The organism is Methanolobus sp., from assembly GCF_016278385.1.
Taxonomy (GTDB): Archaea; Halobacteriota; Methanosarcinia; order Methanosarcinales; family Methanosarcinaceae; genus Methanolobus.
Map to the genome: position 1 here is coordinate 31631 of NZ_JADQBY010000020.1, position 19150 is coordinate 50780.

The 19150-nt window shown below is 39.7% G+C and carries 22 protein-coding genes and 1 pseudogene; 6 read left to right on the top strand and 17 right to left on the bottom strand.

Going from position 1 to position 19150, the window contains the following annotated elements; translation table 11 throughout:
* The first annotated feature begins 8 nt into the window (after positions 1-8).
* A complete protein-coding gene (locus QZZ23_RS08930; RefSeq protein WP_292469085.1) occupies positions 9-626 on the top strand; it encodes a V-type ATP synthase subunit D in 618 nt (205 codons plus the stop codon).
* Positions 627-931: 305 nt separating this feature from the next.
* Here the strand turns inward: QZZ23_RS08930 and QZZ23_RS08935 are convergent, their stop codons facing one another.
* Positions 932-1324: a peroxiredoxin gene (locus tag QZZ23_RS08935; RefSeq protein ID WP_292469087.1), complete on the bottom strand. Its 393-nt coding sequence runs from the start codon at positions 1322-1324 to the stop codon at positions 932-934.
* Between the two features lie 323 nt (positions 1325-1647).
* On the opposite strand from QZZ23_RS08935, the gene QZZ23_RS08940 reads away from it, so the two are divergent.
* From QZZ23_RS08940 to QZZ23_RS08955, 4 genes are all read left to right on the top strand, one after another.
* Complete coding sequence (locus QZZ23_RS08940; RefSeq protein ID WP_292469090.1) at positions 1648-2226, top strand: ATP-binding cassette domain-containing protein; 579 nt, start codon at positions 1648-1650, stop codon at positions 2224-2226.
* Positions 2226-3017, top strand: a complete 792-nt coding sequence (locus QZZ23_RS08945; protein WP_292469093.1) for an ABC transporter permease — start codon at positions 2226-2228, stop codon at positions 3015-3017. Before QZZ23_RS08940 ends, QZZ23_RS08945 begins: the two co-directional genes overlap by 1 nt.
* 167 nt (positions 3018-3184) lie before the next feature.
* Positions 3185-4996 (top strand): KUP/HAK/KT family potassium transporter, encoded by a 1812-nt coding sequence (locus QZZ23_RS08950; RefSeq protein WP_292469096.1) that lies wholly within the window; start codon positions 3185-3187, stop codon positions 4994-4996.
* A 111-nt stretch (positions 4997-5107) separates the two neighbouring features.
* The gene (locus QZZ23_RS08955; RefSeq protein ID WP_292469099.1) at positions 5108-5893 is read left to right on the top strand and encodes a DUF1638 domain-containing protein; all 786 of its coding nucleotides are present in this window, start codon (positions 5108-5110) and stop codon (positions 5891-5893) included.
* A gap of 238 nt (positions 5894-6131) precedes the next feature.
* Here QZZ23_RS08955 and QZZ23_RS08960 read toward each other — a convergent pair whose 3' ends face one another.
* From QZZ23_RS08960 to QZZ23_RS09035, 16 genes and pseudogenes are all read right to left on the bottom strand, one after another.
* A complete protein-coding gene (locus tag QZZ23_RS08960; protein ID WP_292469102.1) occupies positions 6132-6956 on the bottom strand; it encodes a nitroreductase family protein in 825 nt (274 codons plus the stop codon).
* A 349-nt stretch (positions 6957-7305) separates the two neighbouring features.
* Entirely contained in the window at positions 7306-7488 is a 183-nt protein-coding gene (locus QZZ23_RS08965) for a hypothetical protein (RefSeq protein WP_292469105.1), read from the bottom strand.
* Between the two features lie 315 nt (positions 7489-7803).
* Complete coding sequence (locus QZZ23_RS08970) at positions 7804-7923, bottom strand: GyrI-like domain-containing protein (protein ID WP_292469108.1); 120 nt, start codon at positions 7921-7923, stop codon at positions 7804-7806.
* Positions 7899-8171: a MerR family transcriptional regulator gene (locus QZZ23_RS08975; RefSeq protein ID WP_292469111.1), complete on the bottom strand. Its 273-nt coding sequence runs from the start codon at positions 8169-8171 to the stop codon at positions 7899-7901. The genes QZZ23_RS08970 and QZZ23_RS08975 overlap by 25 nt, the downstream gene beginning before the upstream one ends.
* A gap of 172 nt (positions 8172-8343) precedes the next feature.
* The gene (locus QZZ23_RS08980) at positions 8344-8625 is read right to left on the bottom strand and encodes a hypothetical protein (protein WP_292469115.1); all 282 of its coding nucleotides are present in this window, start codon (positions 8623-8625) and stop codon (positions 8344-8346) included.
* A 57-nt stretch (positions 8626-8682) separates the two neighbouring features.
* Positions 8683-9930: an ATP-grasp domain-containing protein gene (locus QZZ23_RS08985; RefSeq protein ID WP_292469118.1), complete on the bottom strand. Its 1248-nt coding sequence runs from the start codon at positions 9928-9930 to the stop codon at positions 8683-8685.
* Between the two features lie 184 nt (positions 9931-10114).
* A pseudogene (locus tag QZZ23_RS08990) lies at positions 10115-10393 on the bottom strand (transposase); the annotation flags it as partial.
* Between the two features lie 624 nt (positions 10394-11017).
* Entirely contained in the window at positions 11018-13024 is a 2007-nt protein-coding gene (locus QZZ23_RS08995; RefSeq protein ID WP_292469121.1) for a cation:proton antiporter, read from the bottom strand.
* Between the two features lie 244 nt (positions 13025-13268).
* Positions 13269-13484, bottom strand: a complete 216-nt coding sequence (locus tag QZZ23_RS09000) for a hypothetical protein (protein ID WP_292469123.1) — start codon at positions 13482-13484, stop codon at positions 13269-13271.
* Between the two features lie 3 nt (positions 13485-13487).
* Positions 13488-13682 (bottom strand): hypothetical protein, encoded by a 195-nt coding sequence (locus QZZ23_RS09005; protein ID WP_292469125.1) that lies wholly within the window; start codon positions 13680-13682, stop codon positions 13488-13490.
* Between the two features lie 421 nt (positions 13683-14103).
* Entirely contained in the window at positions 14104-14376 is a 273-nt protein-coding gene (locus QZZ23_RS09010) for a CxxC-x17-CxxC domain-containing protein (RefSeq protein WP_292469128.1), read from the bottom strand.
* A 563-nt stretch (positions 14377-14939) separates the two neighbouring features.
* A complete protein-coding gene (locus tag QZZ23_RS09015; RefSeq protein WP_292469129.1) occupies positions 14940-15209 on the bottom strand; it encodes an elongation factor 1-beta in 270 nt (89 codons plus the stop codon).
* A 10-nt stretch (positions 15210-15219) separates the two neighbouring features.
* Entirely contained in the window at positions 15220-15387 is a 168-nt protein-coding gene (locus QZZ23_RS09020) for a zinc finger domain-containing protein (RefSeq protein ID WP_292469132.1), read from the bottom strand.
* 90 nt (positions 15388-15477) lie between these two features.
* The gene (locus tag QZZ23_RS09025) at positions 15478-16113 is read right to left on the bottom strand and encodes an amino acid kinase (protein ID WP_292469134.1); all 636 of its coding nucleotides are present in this window, start codon (positions 16111-16113) and stop codon (positions 15478-15480) included.
* 56 nt (positions 16114-16169) lie between these two features.
* Positions 16170-17159 carry a hydantoinase/oxoprolinase family protein gene (locus QZZ23_RS09030; protein WP_292469136.1) on the bottom strand — a complete coding sequence of 330 codons (990 nt, stop codon included), beginning with the start codon at positions 17157-17159 and terminating at the stop codon, positions 16170-16172.
* Positions 17156-18085 carry an ATP-grasp domain-containing protein gene (locus QZZ23_RS09035; RefSeq protein ID WP_292469139.1) on the bottom strand — a complete coding sequence of 310 codons (930 nt, stop codon included), beginning with the start codon at positions 18083-18085 and terminating at the stop codon, positions 17156-17158. Before QZZ23_RS09035 ends, QZZ23_RS09030 begins: the two co-directional genes overlap by 4 nt.
* Before the next feature lie 575 nt (positions 18086-18660).
* On the opposite strand from QZZ23_RS09035, the gene QZZ23_RS09040 reads away from it, so the two are divergent.
* Complete coding sequence (locus tag QZZ23_RS09040; protein WP_292469140.1) at positions 18661-18819, top strand: hypothetical protein; 159 nt, start codon at positions 18661-18663, stop codon at positions 18817-18819.
* Positions 18820-19150: the final 331 nt, after the last annotated feature.

Genomic DNA, 19150 nt, shown 5'->3' on the forward strand with positions numbered 1-19150 from the left:
GATCCAACATGGGCGTGAAAGATGTAAAACCAACTCGTTCAGAACTTATTGAGTTCAAGAGAAAGATCAAGCTCTCTCAGAGTGGTCACAAGCTGCTCAAAATGAAAAGGGATGGTCTTATCCTTGAGTTCTTTGAGATCCTCAACAAAGCAAAGGATGTCAGAACAGAGCTGGATGCCGCCTATGAAGGTGCTTCCCGGAAGATAGGTATTGCAAATGCTGTTGACGGTACCATTACCGTCAAATCCACAGCTTTTGCACTTAAGAGCAAACCTGAGATTGAGCTGGAAAGCCGTAACATCATGGGTGTTGTCGTTCCAAAGATCGAGTCATCCAGTGTTAAGAAATCCATAACCGAACGTGGTTATGGCATTCTTGGTACAAGTTCATATACAGATGAGGCAGCAGATGCCTATGAGGATCTTGTAGAAAAGATTATCCTTGCTGCAGAGATCGAGACAACCATGAAAAAACTTCTTGATGATATCGAGAAGACCAAAAGGCGTGTCAATGCTCTTGAATTTAAGGTAATACCGGAATATCAGGAAGCAATGGCCTTCATTAGGCTCCGTCTTGAAGAGATGGAAAGGGAAAACACCTTCAGACTAAAGAGGATCAAGGGATAATCCTTTGATATTCTTTTTTTATGAATGATGATTCGGAAGATCGACCAAATATGGTCGATCGTTTTTTTCTTAAACTACTTTTACCTAAAAACCTTGGCAGGATTCTGAGGTGGGCGTGGATTATCTCATTATTGATGCTGGCACTGGGGTATATTATAATCTTTAGTACGATATCCGAATATCTTAACTTATAATCTATTTATAGTGTATATGGTACTCAGTTTTTTATTTCTCTGAGAGTGTCAAGTACTTTTTGTGCATGTTCGTTTGTCCTGATGTTGTCCCATATCTTAGCAATGTTGCCGTCAGTATCTATGAGGAAGGTTGATCTCACAGTTCCAAGATACTCCTTGCCATAGTTTTTTTTTCGTCCTCCAGACATCATACTTCTGGTGGACACTGGTATCTTCATCTGATAGCAGGTTTATTCCCAATTCTTTCTTCTCGATGAACCTTATGTGTGACTTGATGCTATCCTTGCTGACTCCCAGTATCGTTGCACCCTCTGCTTCAAAATCATGTTTGAGGGCTGTGAAATCCTGTGCTTCTTTTGTACACCCCGAAGTGTTATCTTTTGGGTAGAAGTAAAGTACGATCCATTTACCTGCAAGATATTTCAGGCATACTTCATTGTCATTCTGGTCCGGGAGGCAAAATTCGGGAGCTTTTTGTCCTTCTGTAAGTGAATTTTTACTCATGGTATATCCTATGTGTGTTTTCACTTAAAGACTTTAACTAGGTAGTATTACAAACATAAGTAAGGAAGGTATTGGGCTGGCTTCAAGAATCGGGGGCAGAGTTGTAAGCTATTTTTAGACCAACCCGTTTCTTACAAAGTAATAGTTCCATATATATTTGAGCATCATTATGTATATAGTACCCAATATTCTATATTGGTAAGTTATATTTGAGCATAGCTTGTGCCATTAAACAAATACATCAACCTGCACCTCCGGAGCAAATAAAAATGGGAATACTGGATATCCAAAATCTTTCAATTAGTTATGATGGGAGTTCGATCTTGTCAGAGTTCGATCTCTCTGTTTCAAAAGGAGAGAAGATTCTCATAAAAGGTAGGTCAGGCATTGGAAAATCAACGATATTCAGGTTGATAATGGGATTCGGTGTACGAAGCTCAGGGGAAATATCCCTGGATGGAGTTCCTGTGGATGCTGAGAATATATGGAACCTGAGGAAAAGAGTCGCTTACGTATCCCAGGATACGGATATTGCAGAGGGTAAAGTAACTGATCTTATTGAGGAGATATTTTCATTCAAAGCAAACAGGGCTGCATATGAAAGGGAAGGTCTTCAGCGAATAATATCTGACCTGTCTTTGTCCCCCGGGATACTGAACAAGGAATACACGAAGCTTTCAGGTGGGGAAAAACAGAGGATATGCCTTATGCTGGCATTGTTATCCGGGAAGGATTTCTTCCTGCTTGATGAGGTTACAGCTGAACTTGATGTTGGGTTGAAGCAGAAGGTTGTGGGTATGTTCTTTGACAACCCTCAGTGGACAGTACTTTCCATATCCCACGACAGGGAATGGGCAGAAAAGGCCACGAAGGTCATTGATCTTTCCGGTAAGGTGAACTGATGGAAAGCTATGATGTCAGTGTGGAAGGCATGTTATTTTCATTCCTTCTCCTGCTAATTCCGGTTCTTATAAGCTATTATCTGGGTCTGAACTTAATATCACCGACTATTGAAAGTGCTTTTCGTATGGTTATTCAGCTTCTTTTTGTGGGTGTTTTCCTTACCTTTGTTTTTGACCTGAACAATGCACTGCTAAACATTGCATGGGTACTTTTAATGATCTTTGTTGCATCGCACACGGTACTGAAGAACGCAGAACTAAAAACTGGTAAGCTACTTCCTATGCTTACGCTTTTCATGGCAGTTACAAACTATGCTATGCTGCTCTATTTCAACAGGTTCATAATAAACCTGAACGACCTTTTTGATGCAAGGTATTTCATACCCATTGGGGGTATGGTACTTGGCAATTCTCTGAGAGCCAATATTATAGGCATAGAGAATTTCTGCAGCGAGATTCAGAGGAACGAGAATAGGTACCTTTTTCGTTTATCAATGGGTGCCGAAAAGACAGAGGCACTTATTCCATACCTGCGTAAAAGTATGGGGGTTGCATTAAAACCAACCATTGCAAATATGGCTACCATAGGTATTGTCTTCATTCCGGGAATGATGACCGGACAGATACTTGCTGGCGCAAGCCCGTTGGTTGCCATAGAATACCAGATAACCATTATGATCGCCATTTATGTGGCAACAACTGTAAATGTACTACTGGGTGTACTTGTCCTGGTACACAGGGGATTTGATGAATATGGTATGTTCAAAAAGGATCTGCTTAGAAACGTTTGAACTCATTAGTTCACATGCTTATTGTTAAAGATATACAGGATTGACTGTTCATTTTCAGAAAAATGTGCCAGCGATTATATTTGTTGATTGCAGGGGATTTTGTACCAAATGCCTTTTGTATCACGCCTGTATCTAGAGGGGATACATATTTATCAGGAAGTCCTTCTATGAGCAGGAACATAGATATAAGAGGGGTAATGAACTCCATGGGTCTTGTCTTTGGAGATATCGGTACAAGTCCAATATACACTCTGACAGTCATATTTCTTATAACCCGTCTGACGGAGGAACACATGCTTGGTGTTCTGTCCTTGATATTCTGGACCCTTATCATACTTGTAACTGTCGAGTATTCCTGGCTTGCCATGAGCCTTGGTAAAAAAGGTGAAGGCGGAACGATTGTACTGAAGGAGATACTTGTTCCCTTGCTCAGGTCAGGCAGGAACGTAAGTATTATCACTTTTTTATCTTATGTTGGTATTTCTCTTCTTCTGGGGGATGGTGTTATCACACCCGCTATCAGTATCCTAAGTGCTGTGGAGGGATTGCGTGTCGTTCCCGGTCTTGAGACCATACACCAGAATACATTGATACTGATCGCTGGAATTATTGCGATAGCTCTTTTTTCCATACAAAGGAAAGGCACTGAAAAGATCGCATGGGTCTTTGGTCCTTTAATGGTTCTGTGGTTTGTAACACTCGCTTTTTCAGGAACAATTTCTATTTTGCAGACACCTGAAGTGGTAAAGGCCATTAATCCTTACTATGCAATTGAATTCCTTCTAAATAATGGATGGACGGGTTTTTTCGTACTATCTGAAGTGATCCTCTGTGCTACAGGTGGTGAAGCATTGTATGCCGATATGGGTCATCTGGGAAAGGAACCTATCATAAAGGCATGGCGCATAGTATTCGTTGCCCTGGTCCTGAATTACTTGGGTCAGGGAGCATTCATGCTCCGTAATCCTGAATCAACGAGTGTGCTTTTTGATATGATCTATCAGCAGGCACCTGCAATATATATTCCATTCCTTATTCTGAGTGTTATTGCCACTATTATAGCTTCACAGGCAATGATAAGCGGTATGTTCTCTATAGTATATCAGGGAATAAGCACAAGGATCGCTCCTCTCCTGAAGATCGATTACACTTCAGAGGAGATGAGATCTCAGATATATATCAGTGTGGTCAACTGGTTGCTCCTGTTATCTGTGTTGTTTGTGATGTATGGATTCAAGGAATCCCACAAATTAGCTGCAGCTTACGGGTTGACTGTGACCGGCAGTATGGCGATTACAGGGATCATGATGACCATAATCTTTTACATTAGAAAGCAGATGTTCATATCAGTTATCTCATTCCTAGTAACAGTGGTCGATATTGTGTTCCTGCTCTCCAATATGTATAAGATACCACACGGTGGTTACTGGTCAATCACAATAGCATCTATCCTTCTCAGTATGATACTAATCTATACTTCCGGGCAGAAAAAGTTATACAGGTTGTTAAGGCCAATATTGCTTGATGATTTTCTCCTAAAGTACAATGTGGCTTACACGAGGGCATCTAAAATAAAAGGAACAGCTCTTTTCTTTGCAAGGGATATTTCCTTTGTTCCGCAGTATATCACGCACACGATGTTCGAGAACGGGATAATCTATGAGAACAATGTTGTGATTTCTATCTTTGTAGGTGATGAGCCGTTTGGTATCAAGAGTGTCTTTAAAGAGGAAATTGCCAGGGGTATGAGAGTGTTCGAGCTCAAAGTGGGATACATGGAGGTCATCGATCTGGTGGGGATGCTCAAGGCCGAAGGAATAGACGAAAGAACAATATTCTATGGTGAAGAAGAGATTATTACTGATAATATCGTCTGGAAGATATTCGCTCTTATGAAGAAATTGTCCCCTTCATTTGTTAAGTTCTATGAGCTCCCATCAGACAAGCTCCATGGCGTTGTCACCAGATTTGAGATGTAAGTTCATCCTCTTATCATTTACGATAAAGTTCTTCATTCTTTTTCATATGGTTAAATTCTAATAACATGTGGTCTCACATAAACCAATATCTTTTTGTCGGAGTGTGGATCGGTGCCAGTAATAACCTTCATTGCCTGCCGGATGTTTGAGGATGAGATTGTACATATCGCTGAAATAGATGATTCAATAAAGAGCCTGCTAGTGGTGGATAGTGCTGATAGTGGAGGGCTCGCTGATAAATTGGATGATGCGGGTTGTGCTTATACGCTGGTATCGGGAAACAGGCTTTCAGATCACCTGCAGGAAGATGGCCTTATCCTTGTGGTGGAAATGCTTGAGCTTGCTCTGCATGCCAAACCTGAGCATCTCAAAGAGGTTGTTTACGACAAGGCACGTGAGATGTCAGAGTTTTCAGATGGCATCCTGCTTTTCTATGGTCTCTGTGGTAATGTCCTCGGTAAGGTAGACACAGAACTTGCGGAACTTCCCTGTCCTGTGCGTATACTGAAAGAGGACAATGGTGATGTCATCGACGACTGTATAGGTGCGGTGCTAGGTGGCAGGGCTGCATATCTTGAGAAACTGAAGAGTTTTCATGGGGTGGGTACCTTCTTCATGACACCTATGTGGGCAGCCCACTGGCGTGAGATGTTGGTATCGGCGGGAATGACACCCAACCCTGACGACATCAAGTTGTCAAAGTTCGTTTTTGACTACGCAGGATACAAAAATGTAGCTAAAATGGACACCGGACTGCATTATGAGAAGAATTTCGAGCCCATGGTAGAGGAGTTTGCAAGTCTCTTCGATTTTGATATTATTGATATGAAAGCAAGTCCTGATCTGATGCTGTGCTGCTACAAACAGATGAAAGATGAAATTGTGGGTTGTGAATAGTTTCTTTTTTGAAACCTTTGTCTAAAAAATAAGTGGATAATGAAGCATTATCCATTATTCTATTATCCAGGGAGATTATTCCCCTTTGTGTAAGTTCTTACAGATTCGACTTTCTCCCAGTCATAGTAGGTATTGACCTTCTGACCGGCTTCTTCCTCTGTGATACGTACGAACTGTTCTCCCAGGAAAAGTCAGGCAATCATTTTGTCTGCATTTTTCTTTCATACTTTCTTGATAATTATATCCATTTAATCTTTGCAGGATTCCTTCCAGGAACACTCTTTGCTTTGTACTTGGGATATCCGAACATCATGGCATACTGTACTGCATGACCCTCGGGCAGACCGAGTTCTTCTCTTATAGGCTCATATGAGTCTGCAGCTATTTTCAGGAAACCTGCCCAGCAGGCTCCAAGACCAAAACCGGGGGCTGCAAGTTCGAACCATGTTAGGGCGATAATGGAATCCGTAAAAGCCATAGGGTTTTCAGCAGGAGCATGAGCTATTGCAATATGAGGAGCACCACGGCAGATCGGGTCATTGCCTGCTTCAAAGCTGCCAATGAGTGCTGGCATGAATGGTTTTACCGGATGATCAACATCGCTTTCCAGTACGTTACGCATCCATTCGATCGAATGGGCTGTGAGTTTTTTCACCCTTTCAGTATCATGGACAATTGTCCAGTTCACAGGCTGGCTATTCATTCCTGACGGGGAATAGCGGACTATGTCCAGCATACTCTTTATTGTAGCCTTATCAACGGGCTTGCCCAGATAGTTGCGAATGGAACGGCGGTTGACCATGTAAGTGCCAAGTTGTTCCGAAGTGATGCCCGCAGTTCCAATTTCTGTTGTATCATAGTGTTCTGTCTCAAAAATGGGTGAGATACATTCAGTGGGACAATATGCCTCGCAAGCACCGCACTCTGAGCAGAAAGTTTCAGCCTCTGCAGGAATGAATGGTACATTGTCTTCTGCTCCAGGGATGATTATTCCAACCGGGCAGATCTTCATACATATTCCACAGTGTGTACAGGATTCAGGATCAATTGATATTTTAGTCATAGTAATACTTTCCCCGTTTTTGAATAAGCCGTTCTCTTTTTCATTGGGTAATTCAACTATATAGGTCATACGATTTGTCAGTGTGTGTCCTGTGCAGGTATAAAGTATCCATAAACGTAAGTTTAAAAAAAGGGGTTATTCATGAAAATTATAAATACCCTATTTTTACTTAACTATCTCAGATATTGAGATAATTAGTGGATAAAAGTATGAGGATGATAATTTCCTTACCTTTTGCAGGTAAGGAATGATTTTCACCTCTTCTTTCTCTGATTAGTAAACGCTGAAGGAAGGTTTTAAAAACCCAACAGCAGGCGGGGCTTTTTTTGATGCAAGATGCATATGGTTTTCATGGCTTTTTGCTGCCTGTTCCAATTCTTTCCAAACTCTGAAATGTCTGAAACGCTGTTGCGTCTTTCTTGACAATTTCCATTCCATTTTTTTCTCTCCAAATTTTCAGACTTAAAGCATTATTTTTAGTGGACCCACCACGAAGTTTCCCTATCGTTCCTGTGGTTCTATCTTTTCCCATATAAGGTAAATCTATGTAATTTATATAGACTATTAATATTTCCTTCTATTTACATATATTTTAATGTTTCGCACATGACATCCTCTGCTATGACCAGAAATGCAGTAAATATGGTCATACATTTGAAAATGGTGCAGGTTCTAAGAGAAATATGCATCTGGAAAACATTTTAGTGATCTTTATTGATGTGAAGGATTATTACAAAAAATCCCTGCTGAAAAATCCCTTATATTTTTTGAGAATGATCTTTGAAGATACATAGTCTAAAAAGTAATGAGGGAATATATCTTCTCTCACCTATGTTCAACAGTTCCTTCACTGTGCTTCAACAGGTATCTGTACCTCGGTCATAAGTTTTTCCTCGGGAACCTCATTCGGATCGTTAAAGTAAAGTGACCTTGAAGGGCCTGCTATCCGAAATCCGCTCTCCTCCATGCATTCAAATAAGCGGGTATAGACAACACTCTCTTCCTGATAAGGTCCTTGTAGATCGTTGAAACAACCTTTGCAGCCGGGAGTGTTGTCAGGTAAAACCCCATCCACGAAAGAGTACGTATTTTGCTACCTCTTTCTATCTGGTCATAAGTATAGCAACGATAATTTGTGAATGCATCCTTTTCCTCGGGCACAAGAAGACCTTTCCTGTCATAGAGGCGAAGAACTTTAGGGGTCAATTGTGTCATCAGTAGAAATCTTCACATTGTTAGTAGGTAATAAGCGACAACTTACCACAAATTGCACTTTAATAACAGTAGCAAAAGACATAATATAAGATATCTGCAAAATTAAGAGTTTAAATCATTCTGTCCAATAAGTTACAGGTTTATAAATAGAAAAGAAAAAAGATATAGGTATTCAATAACCTAATGAATATCCATTACTTTCGGTCACATAAGCAAAGGTTGGAATTGCAATATCAATTTGGTCTGCTATTACTCCGTTAACCTGCTCTATTCGAGCGATTTCCAGTACTTTCTCTTTGTTCCTTACGTCAACTTCACATATCTTATCTGCAACCTTAAAACCCGGATAGTCACCTGGGATACTGGCAACTATTGTTTTAAATCCACTATTTTTTGCTAAATTAATAATTGGAACCTGGCCTTTACCTGCTCCAAGGATCATTACCTTTTTCATACGAATGTCCCCCTAGTTGATAGTGTCCAACGCTTTTATGTTTATACTACTATAATCTCAATATATCATGGTGCTTTTGTTCATTTTAAGTTCGAACATATCGTATTGTAGAATTATTACCTGAATGAAATCACTGATATCAGGCATAAAAAAATCACGTTCACTTATACTATCAAACTCCAGAAGTACAACTCCAATCGTAGTATTTGATCCCACATATTCATGTACAGCATCTCCCTGATTCTGAAATATTTTGTGGAAAAATATATGATCCTTGATTTTATCGCTTATTCTGACATCCTGAAAGATGCCTTCCTTTTCAGAATGCAGTATATAGTAAGCACCTACTTTTGTGTTATACAATCGATCAGTGATTTGCAGGTTCAATCCAAGTGAGGAATATATTATTTTACTCATAAAATCGAACCCTGTAAGACGTTCCTGGATAATAGGGACATAGTTACCCCCATTTCTGGGGCTTACTTCTATAATATATACTTCTCCTAAATCAGTCACCCTTGCTTCAATATTTACAGGCCCGTCCATGTATCCGATGGCATTGCAGATGCCTTCAACCTGGTTTATAATTACATCTAATGTTCTAGTACCATAGTATTTACAGGGCCACCTTGTTGAAATTGGAATGAAATTCCTTGTTTTTGTATAAAAAAAGTGGTCACCTAAATATTTATAAATAAGTTTTCCATTCTGCACATATCCATCACCATGAATCTGGTCCCCGTCAATGTATTCTTCGATGATGCATCTCTTTGCTCTGGAATTCTCCAAGGCATATTCTATCGCATGATTCAATTCAGACGTATTTGCAGATGAATATGTAATTCCTTTACTACCACTGGAATCAACAGGTTTTACAACAAATTTTGAATTGCTGTTCATTAGTTCTTCAGGAATGACTGCCGAATTGACGACGTAGCTTTTTGGCACATTAAAACCGAGCTTTGAAAGTAAAGCCCGGAATTTGTCTTTTTCAGACAGGATGGTTACTGCATCCAGCGAAGGACCGCTCAGACCCAACGCATTGGCAACATAAGCAACCGTCGATATGGCAGGATCAGAAGAAAATGTTACTATTGCATCAATGTTAAGTTTCGTTGCTAATGCAAGTACTCCTTCTTTATCAGTTGTGCTCACATTATAGTACTCGTCTGATAATCGATGACCCGGATTGTCTGGCAAATAATCGCAAGTTATTACGTATAATCCCATCTCTTTAGCACGCGCTATTATGGGTAATTGAAAATTAGATCCACCAAGGATCATTATTTTTTTGCATGTAAACATGATTTAACCACATCAATACATTATGTACTTCTAATTCTTTCATTCCAGGGTAAGTAGGCAAGCACAGTATTCTTCTTGAAATGTCCTGGGAGATTTCTTTTTTTATCTGTCACTTTCAAATATGCCAGTGTGTTCGGGGGGTAAAAGTACCCTCTTGGGTTTATGTTGTTTTCCTTCAGCGTTTCCTGAACGATATTCTATCGATACATTGCCTTTCAAGTTCGGCATCAGAAAGATTATGCCATTGTTGCAAAACAAGTATTTTGAACATAACGATAACATCAGCTTCAGGCTTTCCGGCTGAAGCTGTTCTATTGTTATATATGGGTTCGAGAATCAGACGGAAAAGTTCCCAATTGATCAGTGATTCTATTTCGGCAAGCCTGTCTCCAACAGATTGAAGGCGTTTATATTCTTTATTGAGATCAAAATCAGTAAGTTTCTCCCTAAATATCAATTTCATTTGATTATATTTATATTTAATTAGGCAGTACTCTTTTATTGAAGGGGTTTATCGGAATTCTCTCTAATCATTCCAGATGGACCTCCTACAAGCCTCCCCACTATAACCAGTAAACCGGTCAAAGATGCCAATAACAAAGTTGTTTTTAGCGTGTTTCCCATTTTATATTTCCTCAATATCCCTCATTATCTGGGATCATGAGTTCTCATAAATGATCATATCTTATTGGAGTATTCATCTATAAAAGGCTAGTGGATACCTAGTAGAATCCTCGATGTTTAAGCTATAAACCCAGTTAGCAATTGTTTTAAATGCGCTTCACAGTATTGATAGTAACTGCAGATTTTAGCCCAATGATGTTGATTTAGATAGTTTTTCTACAGAACCCTTTTTTCTTTTTTATTTATAAACCTGTAACTTATTGGGCAGAATGATTTAAACTCTTAATTTTGCAGATATCTTATATTATGTCTTTTGCTACTGTTATTAAAGTGCAATTTGTGGTAAGTTGTCATTTATTACCTATTAACAATTGGTATTCAATCGAGTTTCATCTTGCTCAACACACAATTGGACTGTATCTATAGAATATAATTTTTTTACATTGGGGTATAGTTCGTTAACTTATGTGTCATCGGATGACTCTTTGAACAATTCTCTGATGCTGTGCAGTTTTTCCGGTTTCCCAAGTACGATACAGACATCTCCTGAATATATAGGAACATCACCGTCCGGATTTGTGATTGTAGCGTCATCTCTGCGTATGGCCAGAATTGTTGCCTTATGTTTTGTCCTTATATTGAGTTCTTTGAGTGTTCTTCCGTCCACAGGGCAGTTTTCTCCAACTTTAAAAGTACTTACTTCCATACCTGGAAGCTCATCTTTTAAGTTAAAGCTCATTTCCTGTTCTTCTGAATAGGATTTCCTCAACATGCTGTATCCATTTGCCCGAATTTCCTTGGTAAAATTATCAATATCATCCTCAGGAACGAGGTACTTTTTCAGTAGGCGTACAAATATCTCAACAGATGTTTCGTATTCCTCTGGAATCACTTCATCAGCACCAAGGTCATTGAGTCTTTTCATTTCATTTATATAACGGGTTCTGGCGATGATGTATATATCTGGATTCAGCCTTTTTGCCGTATCGATTATTTTTCTTGTGCCAACAAGATCTGATATACCTACGATTAGTATTCTTGCAGAATCAATGTTTGCAGAATTAAGTACTGCTTCGTGGCTAGCATCACCATAGTGTATCTTTTCACCTTTCTTCTTTTCCTGACGTACCGTTTCAGGGTTTGTTTCTATTATCACATATGGTATTCCTGCATTCCTTGCTGCATGTGATAAAGTCTTGCCATTAAATCCATACCCGATTATGATCAAGTGGTCTTTTATTTTTTCATCTTCATTCTTTGCAGTGAGACCGTTCGCGTAGAATCCATTGATGAGTTTCTGGAATGGGACTGTCTTGATTACCTTGTCTGAAACTCCATGTGAAGATGCTGTTATGAAGGGAGTTAGTGCCATTGTGATGATGGAAACTGCCAGGAATTGCTGGTACATGTTCTGGTCAAGAAGGGAATATTCAAGACCGACGGTAGAGAGTACGAATGAGAACTCTCCTACCTGTGCAAGTGCCAGTCCTGTGATGATTATTGTACGCAGGGGATATCCCAGGATGAATGTTGCAAGACCAGCAGTGGCAGATTTTATAATTATCACAGCAATTGCCAGAACCAGCAGGTAAACTAAATTACTGGTAAAGAAACTGATATCAAGCAACATGCCAATGGAAACAAAGAAAAAGCTCATGAAGATGTCCCTGAATGGCATTATGTTACCCATGGCCTGATGGCTGTACTCTGATTCTGAAATTATAAGACCTGCCATGAAAGCTCCAAGGGCAAGTGATAGTCCTATACTGGAAGTGAGCCAGGCAGTAGCCAGACAAATAAACACGATACTTAAAAGGAATAATTCCCTGTTTCTTGTTTTTACTATCTGGAACAGCAGGGCCGGAATTATCCACTTTGCACTTGCAAGGACCAGTACTATTGTCCCGACGGCTTTGAGCAGGAATAGGGTCAATGTGTCAGTAGATTCTGTAGGAGCACCTGCTATAATTGGTGTTATGAGTATCATCGGGACGATGATTACGTCCTGAAATATCAGTATTCCAAGCGATGTTTTTCCGTGTGGTGTATCAATCTCCGCTTTTTCCTGAAGTAGTTTGAGAACAATAGCAGTACTGCTCAATGATATAAGAAAACCTATGAATAGGGCTGTTCCTGAACTTAGTCCGAAAAAGATGCAAATGTAGTAGACAAGCAGAATAGTTATTGCTATCTGCAGAGTTCCACCAAGCAGGACAGACCTTTTGATATCCCAGAGTTCCTTGATGGACATTTCTACGCCAATGGTGAAGAGGAGGAGAATAATGCCTATCTCTGCAAGTGCTTCTACTTCATGCACACTGCTGATTATTCCTAACCAGTGTGGCCCTGCCAGCATACCGGTGACAAGGAATCCCAATACAGAAGGCAATTTCATCTTGTTGAATAAAAGCAATATGATTATAGAGAGTCCGAATATTATCCCGATGTCTGTGAATAAGGTTAGTTCCATGGTTTTTCACAACTTCCAGTATATATCATTGTATTTTTTATTTATTAACAGTGGTTGTTAGAATTTAAAATAGATTGTGTATGATGGGTTAGCAGTATTTATTCAGCTCTGAATCCTTCAAAGGCTGATGAAAAAGATAATGTACACCTTTTAGTTTTCCTTTATTTATTTTCCCTTCTTTTCTCAACGTTAATGATATCACAGCGATTACCGTGAGCGATATACTTGTTGCAAAGCCGGATGTTCAATTATGTTCTTCACTGCTACCACCTGTTCCTTCTGCTATTAAAGAATTGAACAGTTTTTCCGCCATTTCCGGCATATTATCTTCACTTCGGTCATACAGGCTAACATCCTCAATGTTCAGTATGGTACCTTCTGTGTTTTTACAGGACATACAGGTACTGAAGTTAAGCACAATGCTATCTTCAATATATGAGGGTTCTGAATGACTCATCATTGATTATGGGTCAAAGTCATTACTGCTATATTCGTTCCACTCATTGTAGATATCTTCATGTTGCCCTGTATGGCAGTTTCCGCAAAGTTCTGCAGATATGTATGATTGTGGTATTGCTTCAGAAGGGGTTGTGATATGTGAGTCAAAACCCTCCATCGGAGGCTGGTGACATATTTTACACTCTGGTGCTTCCAGCACCACCTCTCCATACTATCTGCTGTAAAGGTGTGATGTACTGGCGCCATGACATCGAAAACATGATTCTACACTCGGTTTATTACTTATAACTGTTTTAGTGAAGTGAGGAGATGTATCCCATGCATCATATTCTCCCGAATGGCAGGTTTTACAATCTCCTGTAAATGCCGCATTTACAGTAGTTACTGATGTAACTGTCAATATAAGAGCAATGAAAATCCTCAGCGCCAACATCATACATATCACTCACAAAGCTATAAAAAACATGGAAATGCCTTGTATATAGTTGTTTGTACGTGGATGATCTATGAACAATGGTCTATCTGTAATGAAATATAATATTGGAAAAAGAGTATTGGGCAAAGCATGCGAATACTTTGCCTCGGTTTTTAAAATTAGTTGAATATCAGATCAAGTGGGTCTAATATCTCTTTGGTGGCCTGTGGTTCTGGAAACATTCCCTGCAGTACACAGGTCTGCCTTCAGTTGGCTTAAATGGTACTTCAGTTTCCTGATTACAGTCTGCGCAGGTTGCCTTGTGCATCTCTCTTGGGCCGGTTGACCTGAAGTTTCCGCCTCCGTTTCCGCCTCTGAAACCTCCGCTTCCACCTCTGGAGCCTCCGTTTCCGCCTCTGAAACCGCCTTCGCTTCTGTCGCTTCCGCCTCTTGATCCACTGCTTCTATTATCTCTCATTTATTTGATTTCCTTTGTTGTTTATTTGACATATTAACATCGAGTTAAGATAATTCGCATGATTCGTTCTATGATTCTTACTAAGTCTACAATTTTGCAGCCGGAACAAACCCACTAATCATAGGACACAAGTAATTGTATAATTTACCTTGTTATTTCTTTGATCGTGACAATGTAGCAGTTTCTATTGAGACGGGAATCTTTATCCCGTAATCCATACGATGTACCCTTTGCTTTAGCAATAAGCTAAAAGGAGTAGCCCAATGGAATTTACCTTTGCTTAACCCGACAGTAAGTTAACTGTCAATAACTTCAAGGATTCTTTGATATAAAAAACTATGTTCCGGTTTTGGAGTAGGACTTCAGAAAAAGGAATTCTTTTTTGGTTGGTATATGCAATAGATAATAGTAAAATAGAAGACTCTCCGGAATCTATTGCTCTTAACCGGCGGTATTTGAACCCTCCACCTTAACGTTGCGAACGTACTGACCTTTTTCTACATAACAGGTTCAAAAAATACAAAAGTTACAAAAAAGAATGAAAAAAGAAATTATGGAGAGGTTTAGACAGGTCTTCCGACTTCTGTTACAGTTACGCTCTCAACACCTTCAACTGCTGCAAAAGCCTGCTCTACGGATTCAGTGCCGCCTTCAAGGTCACCTACGATTACAACCATTTTGATGGCCTTAAGTCCGAATGCTATAGGCTCTTCCATGTGGGTACCGTATTCTGCGCCCTCAGGAAGTGATGCGATAAGTTTGTCTTTAAGTTCCTCGAGGTTTGTATCGACATCCACAGGCATAATTTTAATAGTTGCTGCTACTTCGCCCATTCAATCTACCTCATGCACCTGTGAAGCCACATTTAGGGCATTTATATGGGTTGCTCTGCTGTCTGCAGCTTATACATCTTCCAAGCTCTCCGCCACAAACAGGGCATGGGAAACGTACATAACCTGCTTCCACAAGCCTCTTGTTGCATGTGGTACAATTATCAACTTTATTTGCCATTTAGAATCTCCTTACTGTAATAATATGTGATAAATATAAATACTGAAAAATCAACATGTCAGTGATTTCAGTACATACGCAGTATATAATTTAAATATTCCCCTTGATATGCGTCCCGATTACATTCTTTCCGATAACAGCATCAATAACTCTTTCGGGGTACATTCCGTTGACAACGACACAGTCCATCATGTTTTCCATCAAAAATCCTGGTAGTGAGCTATCTATGCATGTAATTCCCATTCTTGAAAGTTCCTTTGCAGTCATCCACTTCTGGACAATGTCATCTGCCATTACTCCATCCACATCTGTGACCTTTACAAAACGCGCTCCTGTCTCTTTGGCTATCCATGCTCCTATCGTGTCAGAGGTAACATTCCATGAATGCGGCAATCCATCGCTTTCTTTGAGTACCCTGTAAGGCAAGAGTACAGAAACCCCAGGGGGGACATTTGTAATGCTTTCGATTGAGTTCACTCCTGTCTTATCTACAATATAATGAGCATATTGTTCCATTGAAAGGATAGCCATCCAGTGAGCTGCATCATCACCGATCTCGAACTTTTCGCAAATCATTCGGATAGAATCAGCAAACATTCCACCGCCAGGAACGATCAGTATGGAATAATCGTTGCCATTGTTCCCCTCCAAATGTTTCTGAAGGGAGTCAATAATGGAAGGCGAATACCTTATAATACTTCCTCCAAGTTTTAAGACAACCCTCATAACATTTGCACCTTTTTCCCTTAGAATCCCTATTAACTATATTATTTCAATCAGACTTATTCTTTTCTTGAAATATTCACTTCCTCTTCCATTATCTTCGCTGCAGCATATGCAGGGAATACCTTTGAAATATCAGGTCCCCATCTAGCGGCAACAGAAATGCACTCGAATCCGAGTCTTTCTGCTGCTTCCTTTATGAGAAATTCCCCAAGCCCTGCCGAAGCTATTCTGTCAAGACCGTTTCGTTCAGAAACCACTGATATTGCCTGAGTCAGAAGGTTTACCTGTCTTTCCTTGACTTGTTGGGCGATATGATATATTTCATCTGCAGAGATCTCTGTCAGATCTGCGCACACAACACGTGCCAGTCGTCTCATGGCAGCTGTCTTATTTTTGCCTGCACCATCGGCTGTTTCGCACGTATACAACTCTTCTGATATATCTCCCAGCAGCAAGTATGCATCTGCAGTAGTCGAAAATAGTTCCGATGCGATGTGGCACTCTCCATTTGCAACGTTTACTTTTTCAAGCAGGTATACGAGATTTGTTCTGAGTGTTCCTGCATAGAACAGTTCACTGCGAACAAGCCTTGAGAAATCTGTAAGTCCTGCTACATGTTTTCCATCTTTGATTGGTATTATGTCACTGGTAGTACTTCCTACGTCTACAAAGATGCAATCTCCTATTTCAGAACCTATTAGTCTGGAAGATGCCGCCCAGTTTGCTGCTGCAAGGTCACGCAGGTTACTTGAACTTTCGGTGAAGTACCCACTACTATCAATATACTTCACTTCGCAATCAAAAGCATCATTAACAGAGCGCATAATAAAATCTATGCCCTGCAGCTTGTCTTCAAAACAATCTGCAAGTTCGCCTGTCATGACCACACTAACTTTATCAGGTTGCAATTCTTCTGCGATATCTTCCAGTGAAGTGGGTAATGTTGTATCCTTCCACAGCGGTATATAATGCAATTCTATTATTTCTCCGTCGGATGATGCAATTTTTGTATTGGCACCACCAATATCGATTCCGATTATTTTCATATGATGTCCTCAATGTCATCTTTTGTGAAAGAACATTCCCCTTCAAGGATTACTGAGTCGGGAAGTTTTCCAAATATGTTCATTAGCAAAAGTTCTCCAATTTCGCCTTTAAGGGTCTTCACCAGGCCAAAGATTGCAGTTGTGGGGCGGGGATTAACATCAATAACATAGGGTCTGTCTCCATAGACGACGTCAATTCCTACGTAACCATTACATCCAAGCGTTTCAACAGTTCTTTTTGCAATCTGGAATACTTCATCTTCATAGTCTGTTTTGTATGGTACCTGATTTCCTTTGTAATCGAAGATTGTATCTCCATTATCTTCTTTTATTTCGATAAATTGTTTATTAAGGCTTAGCAGAAGTACACTCTGACCGCACACCAGACTTACACTGAGGTGTTCCCCTTCTATGTATTCGGTTGCAATGTATCCCTTTTTCTCAGCTTCCATCTTTTCCGGGAATGTCATTCTTACTCCTTCAGATGCACATCCAAACCTTGGTTTAATGACATACCTTCCTTGGTATCCTTCACTGACTATTTTTGGTGTACTTATGGAATTAGAGTCAAGGATCTGTGTACACATCAGTTTATCTGCGCATAGTCGCACAGACTCTGCCGAACATCCAAGGTTAACTGTGCATGATTCCACAATCTCTGTCAGGTTTCCGAGAAGTTCATCAGGCCCGATAACAAGACCTGCATCATTATTCTTTGCCGCGTTTTCAAGTGTTGATTCAAACGTATTCTTATCAGATATGATAGCAGTTCCGTTTTTGAGCTTGCTTCCTGCAGTGAGGTATGTAACTTCATGTCCAAGTTGGGTGAAACTGTCAGCAAGAGTGCTAAGCATAGCTCTCCCTTCCAGTAACAGTGTGCCTCCCAGTCCTATTCCCATTGCATATTCAGCAAGCAGTATTTTCATGTTGGATGCAACTGCATTATTCGATATATCCTTTGCTATTATATGTATGGTTGTAGATGGGTATTTATGTATGATGGGAATTAATTCCAGATGAAATCCTTTATATATGAGTTTTGTATCGTATATAATACCTACAGTTCTTCAAATTACTTATCTAATGGTTTCTTGATAATGCTTTTTGAAATTATAACGGCTTTATAATTTGATACAACATCGTAATTTTTACTGGATTTATGTTATATATCACTATTACTAATTTGACTAATGTCGATTGAACACAGTCAGTTTCAATCGAAAACATCTGCGGGTTGGGGACTGGGAGTTTCTCAACAGTGAGTGGGGTTAAAGAAAATGGTATCATCCATGAGGAGATACCATCTAAACAAATGCAAGGCCATTGGGGTGGAATTGCATAAAAGGGCAAACAATGGTGGGAAATCTACATTTTTTGTAGGTGGTACGAAAGGGTAGACTACAAAGAGGCAGGATGGTTCTGATTCGTCCTGCCGTTTTCCATCCGGTTTGTGGTAAAAAAGCTCAATATGATTTTGAGTCTTAATAACGGGGTATAAAAAATGGGGTCATTAAATAAGTGTCCGGAATGTCATGGTGAATTCCATGCTGATGTAATGAGTGTACAGATTTGCAAAATATGTGGGTACTGGACAAAGCTAAACACCGTAAGGATGGAATCCCTGATGTTGTATGAGGAATCAGTAATGCTTTATGAGTGAGGGTTAAAAAATGGAAAACAAAACACAAAGATTATGTGTACGTTGCAGAAAATCGTTGAAAAGACTAACATTAGGCATGAACCTCTTTTATTATTGTCCGCAATGTGGTTGTATGACCAGTATGCAGGCAATTCAAACTTAAGCGATATAATATCATTTATCGCTGTTTCTCTATTTTTTAACAATTCTATGTTTTAATATGTTCGATGATATTCTTCATTTCATCCGGTTTTTTCTTCATTTTTCATGTGTTCTGCGAAAAGTGAGGATTGATGATTCTATTTATTTGAGTACTGATGCATTTCACTGGGATGTTTGGGTTTGGAAGCGA

Bases quoted from the DNA above. Each gene is read 5' to 3' on its own strand.
- QZZ23_RS08935 (WP_292469087.1), bottom strand. From the start codon at position 1,324: ATGAGTAAAAATTCACTTACAGAAGGACAAAAAGCTCCCGAATTTTGC.
- QZZ23_RS08970 (WP_292469108.1), bottom strand. From the start codon at position 7,923: ATGGAGGAGAGCGGATTTCGGATAGCAGGCCCTTCAAGGTCACTTTAC.
- QZZ23_RS09035 (WP_292469139.1), bottom strand. From the start codon at position 18,085: ATGAAAATACTGCTTGCTGAATATGCAATGGGAATAGGACTGGGAGGC.
- QZZ23_RS08965 (WP_292469105.1), bottom strand. From the start codon at position 7,488: ATGGGAAAAGATAGAACCACAGGAACGATAGGGAAACTTCGTGGTGGG.
- QZZ23_RS08930 (WP_292469085.1), top strand. From the start codon at position 9: ATGGGCGTGAAAGATGTAAAACCAACTCGTTCAGAACTTATTGAGTTC.
- QZZ23_RS09010 (WP_292469128.1), bottom strand. From the start codon at position 14,376: ATGAGAGATAATAGAAGCAGTGGATCAAGAGGCGGAAGCGACAGAAGC.
- QZZ23_RS08975 (WP_292469111.1), bottom strand. From the start codon at position 8,171: ATGACACAATTGACCCCTAAAGTTCTTCGCCTCTATGACAGGAAAGGT.
- QZZ23_RS09000 (WP_292469123.1), bottom strand. From the start codon at position 13,484: ATGATGAGTCATTCAGAACCCTCATATATTGAAGATAGCATTGTGCTT.
- QZZ23_RS09040 (WP_292469140.1), top strand. From the start codon at position 18,661: ATGGGGTCATTAAATAAGTGTCCGGAATGTCATGGTGAATTCCATGCT.
- QZZ23_RS08950 (WP_292469096.1), top strand. From the start codon at position 3,185: ATGAGCAGGAACATAGATATAAGAGGGGTAATGAACTCCATGGGTCTT.
- QZZ23_RS08945 (WP_292469093.1), top strand. From the start codon at position 2,226: ATGGAAAGCTATGATGTCAGTGTGGAAGGCATGTTATTTTCATTCCTT.
- QZZ23_RS09015 (WP_292469129.1), bottom strand. From the start codon at position 15,209: ATGGGCGAAGTAGCAGCAACTATTAAAATTATGCCTGTGGATGTCGAT.
- QZZ23_RS09020 (WP_292469132.1), bottom strand. From the start codon at position 15,387: ATGGCAAATAAAGTTGATAATTGTACCACATGCAACAAGAGGCTTGTG.
- QZZ23_RS09030 (WP_292469136.1), bottom strand. From the start codon at position 17,159: ATGAAAATAATCGGAATCGATATTGGTGGTGCCAATACAAAAATTGCA.
- QZZ23_RS08960 (WP_292469102.1), bottom strand. From the start codon at position 6,956: ATGACTAAAATATCAATTGATCCTGAATCCTGTACACACTGTGGAATA.
- QZZ23_RS08995 (WP_292469121.1), bottom strand. From the start codon at position 13,024: ATGGAACTAACCTTATTCACAGACATCGGGATAATATTCGGACTCTCT.
- QZZ23_RS08985 (WP_292469118.1), bottom strand. From the start codon at position 9,930: ATGTTTACATGCAAAAAAATAATGATCCTTGGTGGATCTAATTTTCAA.
- QZZ23_RS09025 (WP_292469134.1), bottom strand. From the start codon at position 16,113: ATGAGGGTTGTCTTAAAACTTGGAGGAAGTATTATAAGGTATTCGCCT.
- QZZ23_RS08980 (WP_292469115.1), bottom strand. From the start codon at position 8,625: ATGAAAAAGGTAATGATCCTTGGAGCAGGTAAAGGCCAGGTTCCAATT.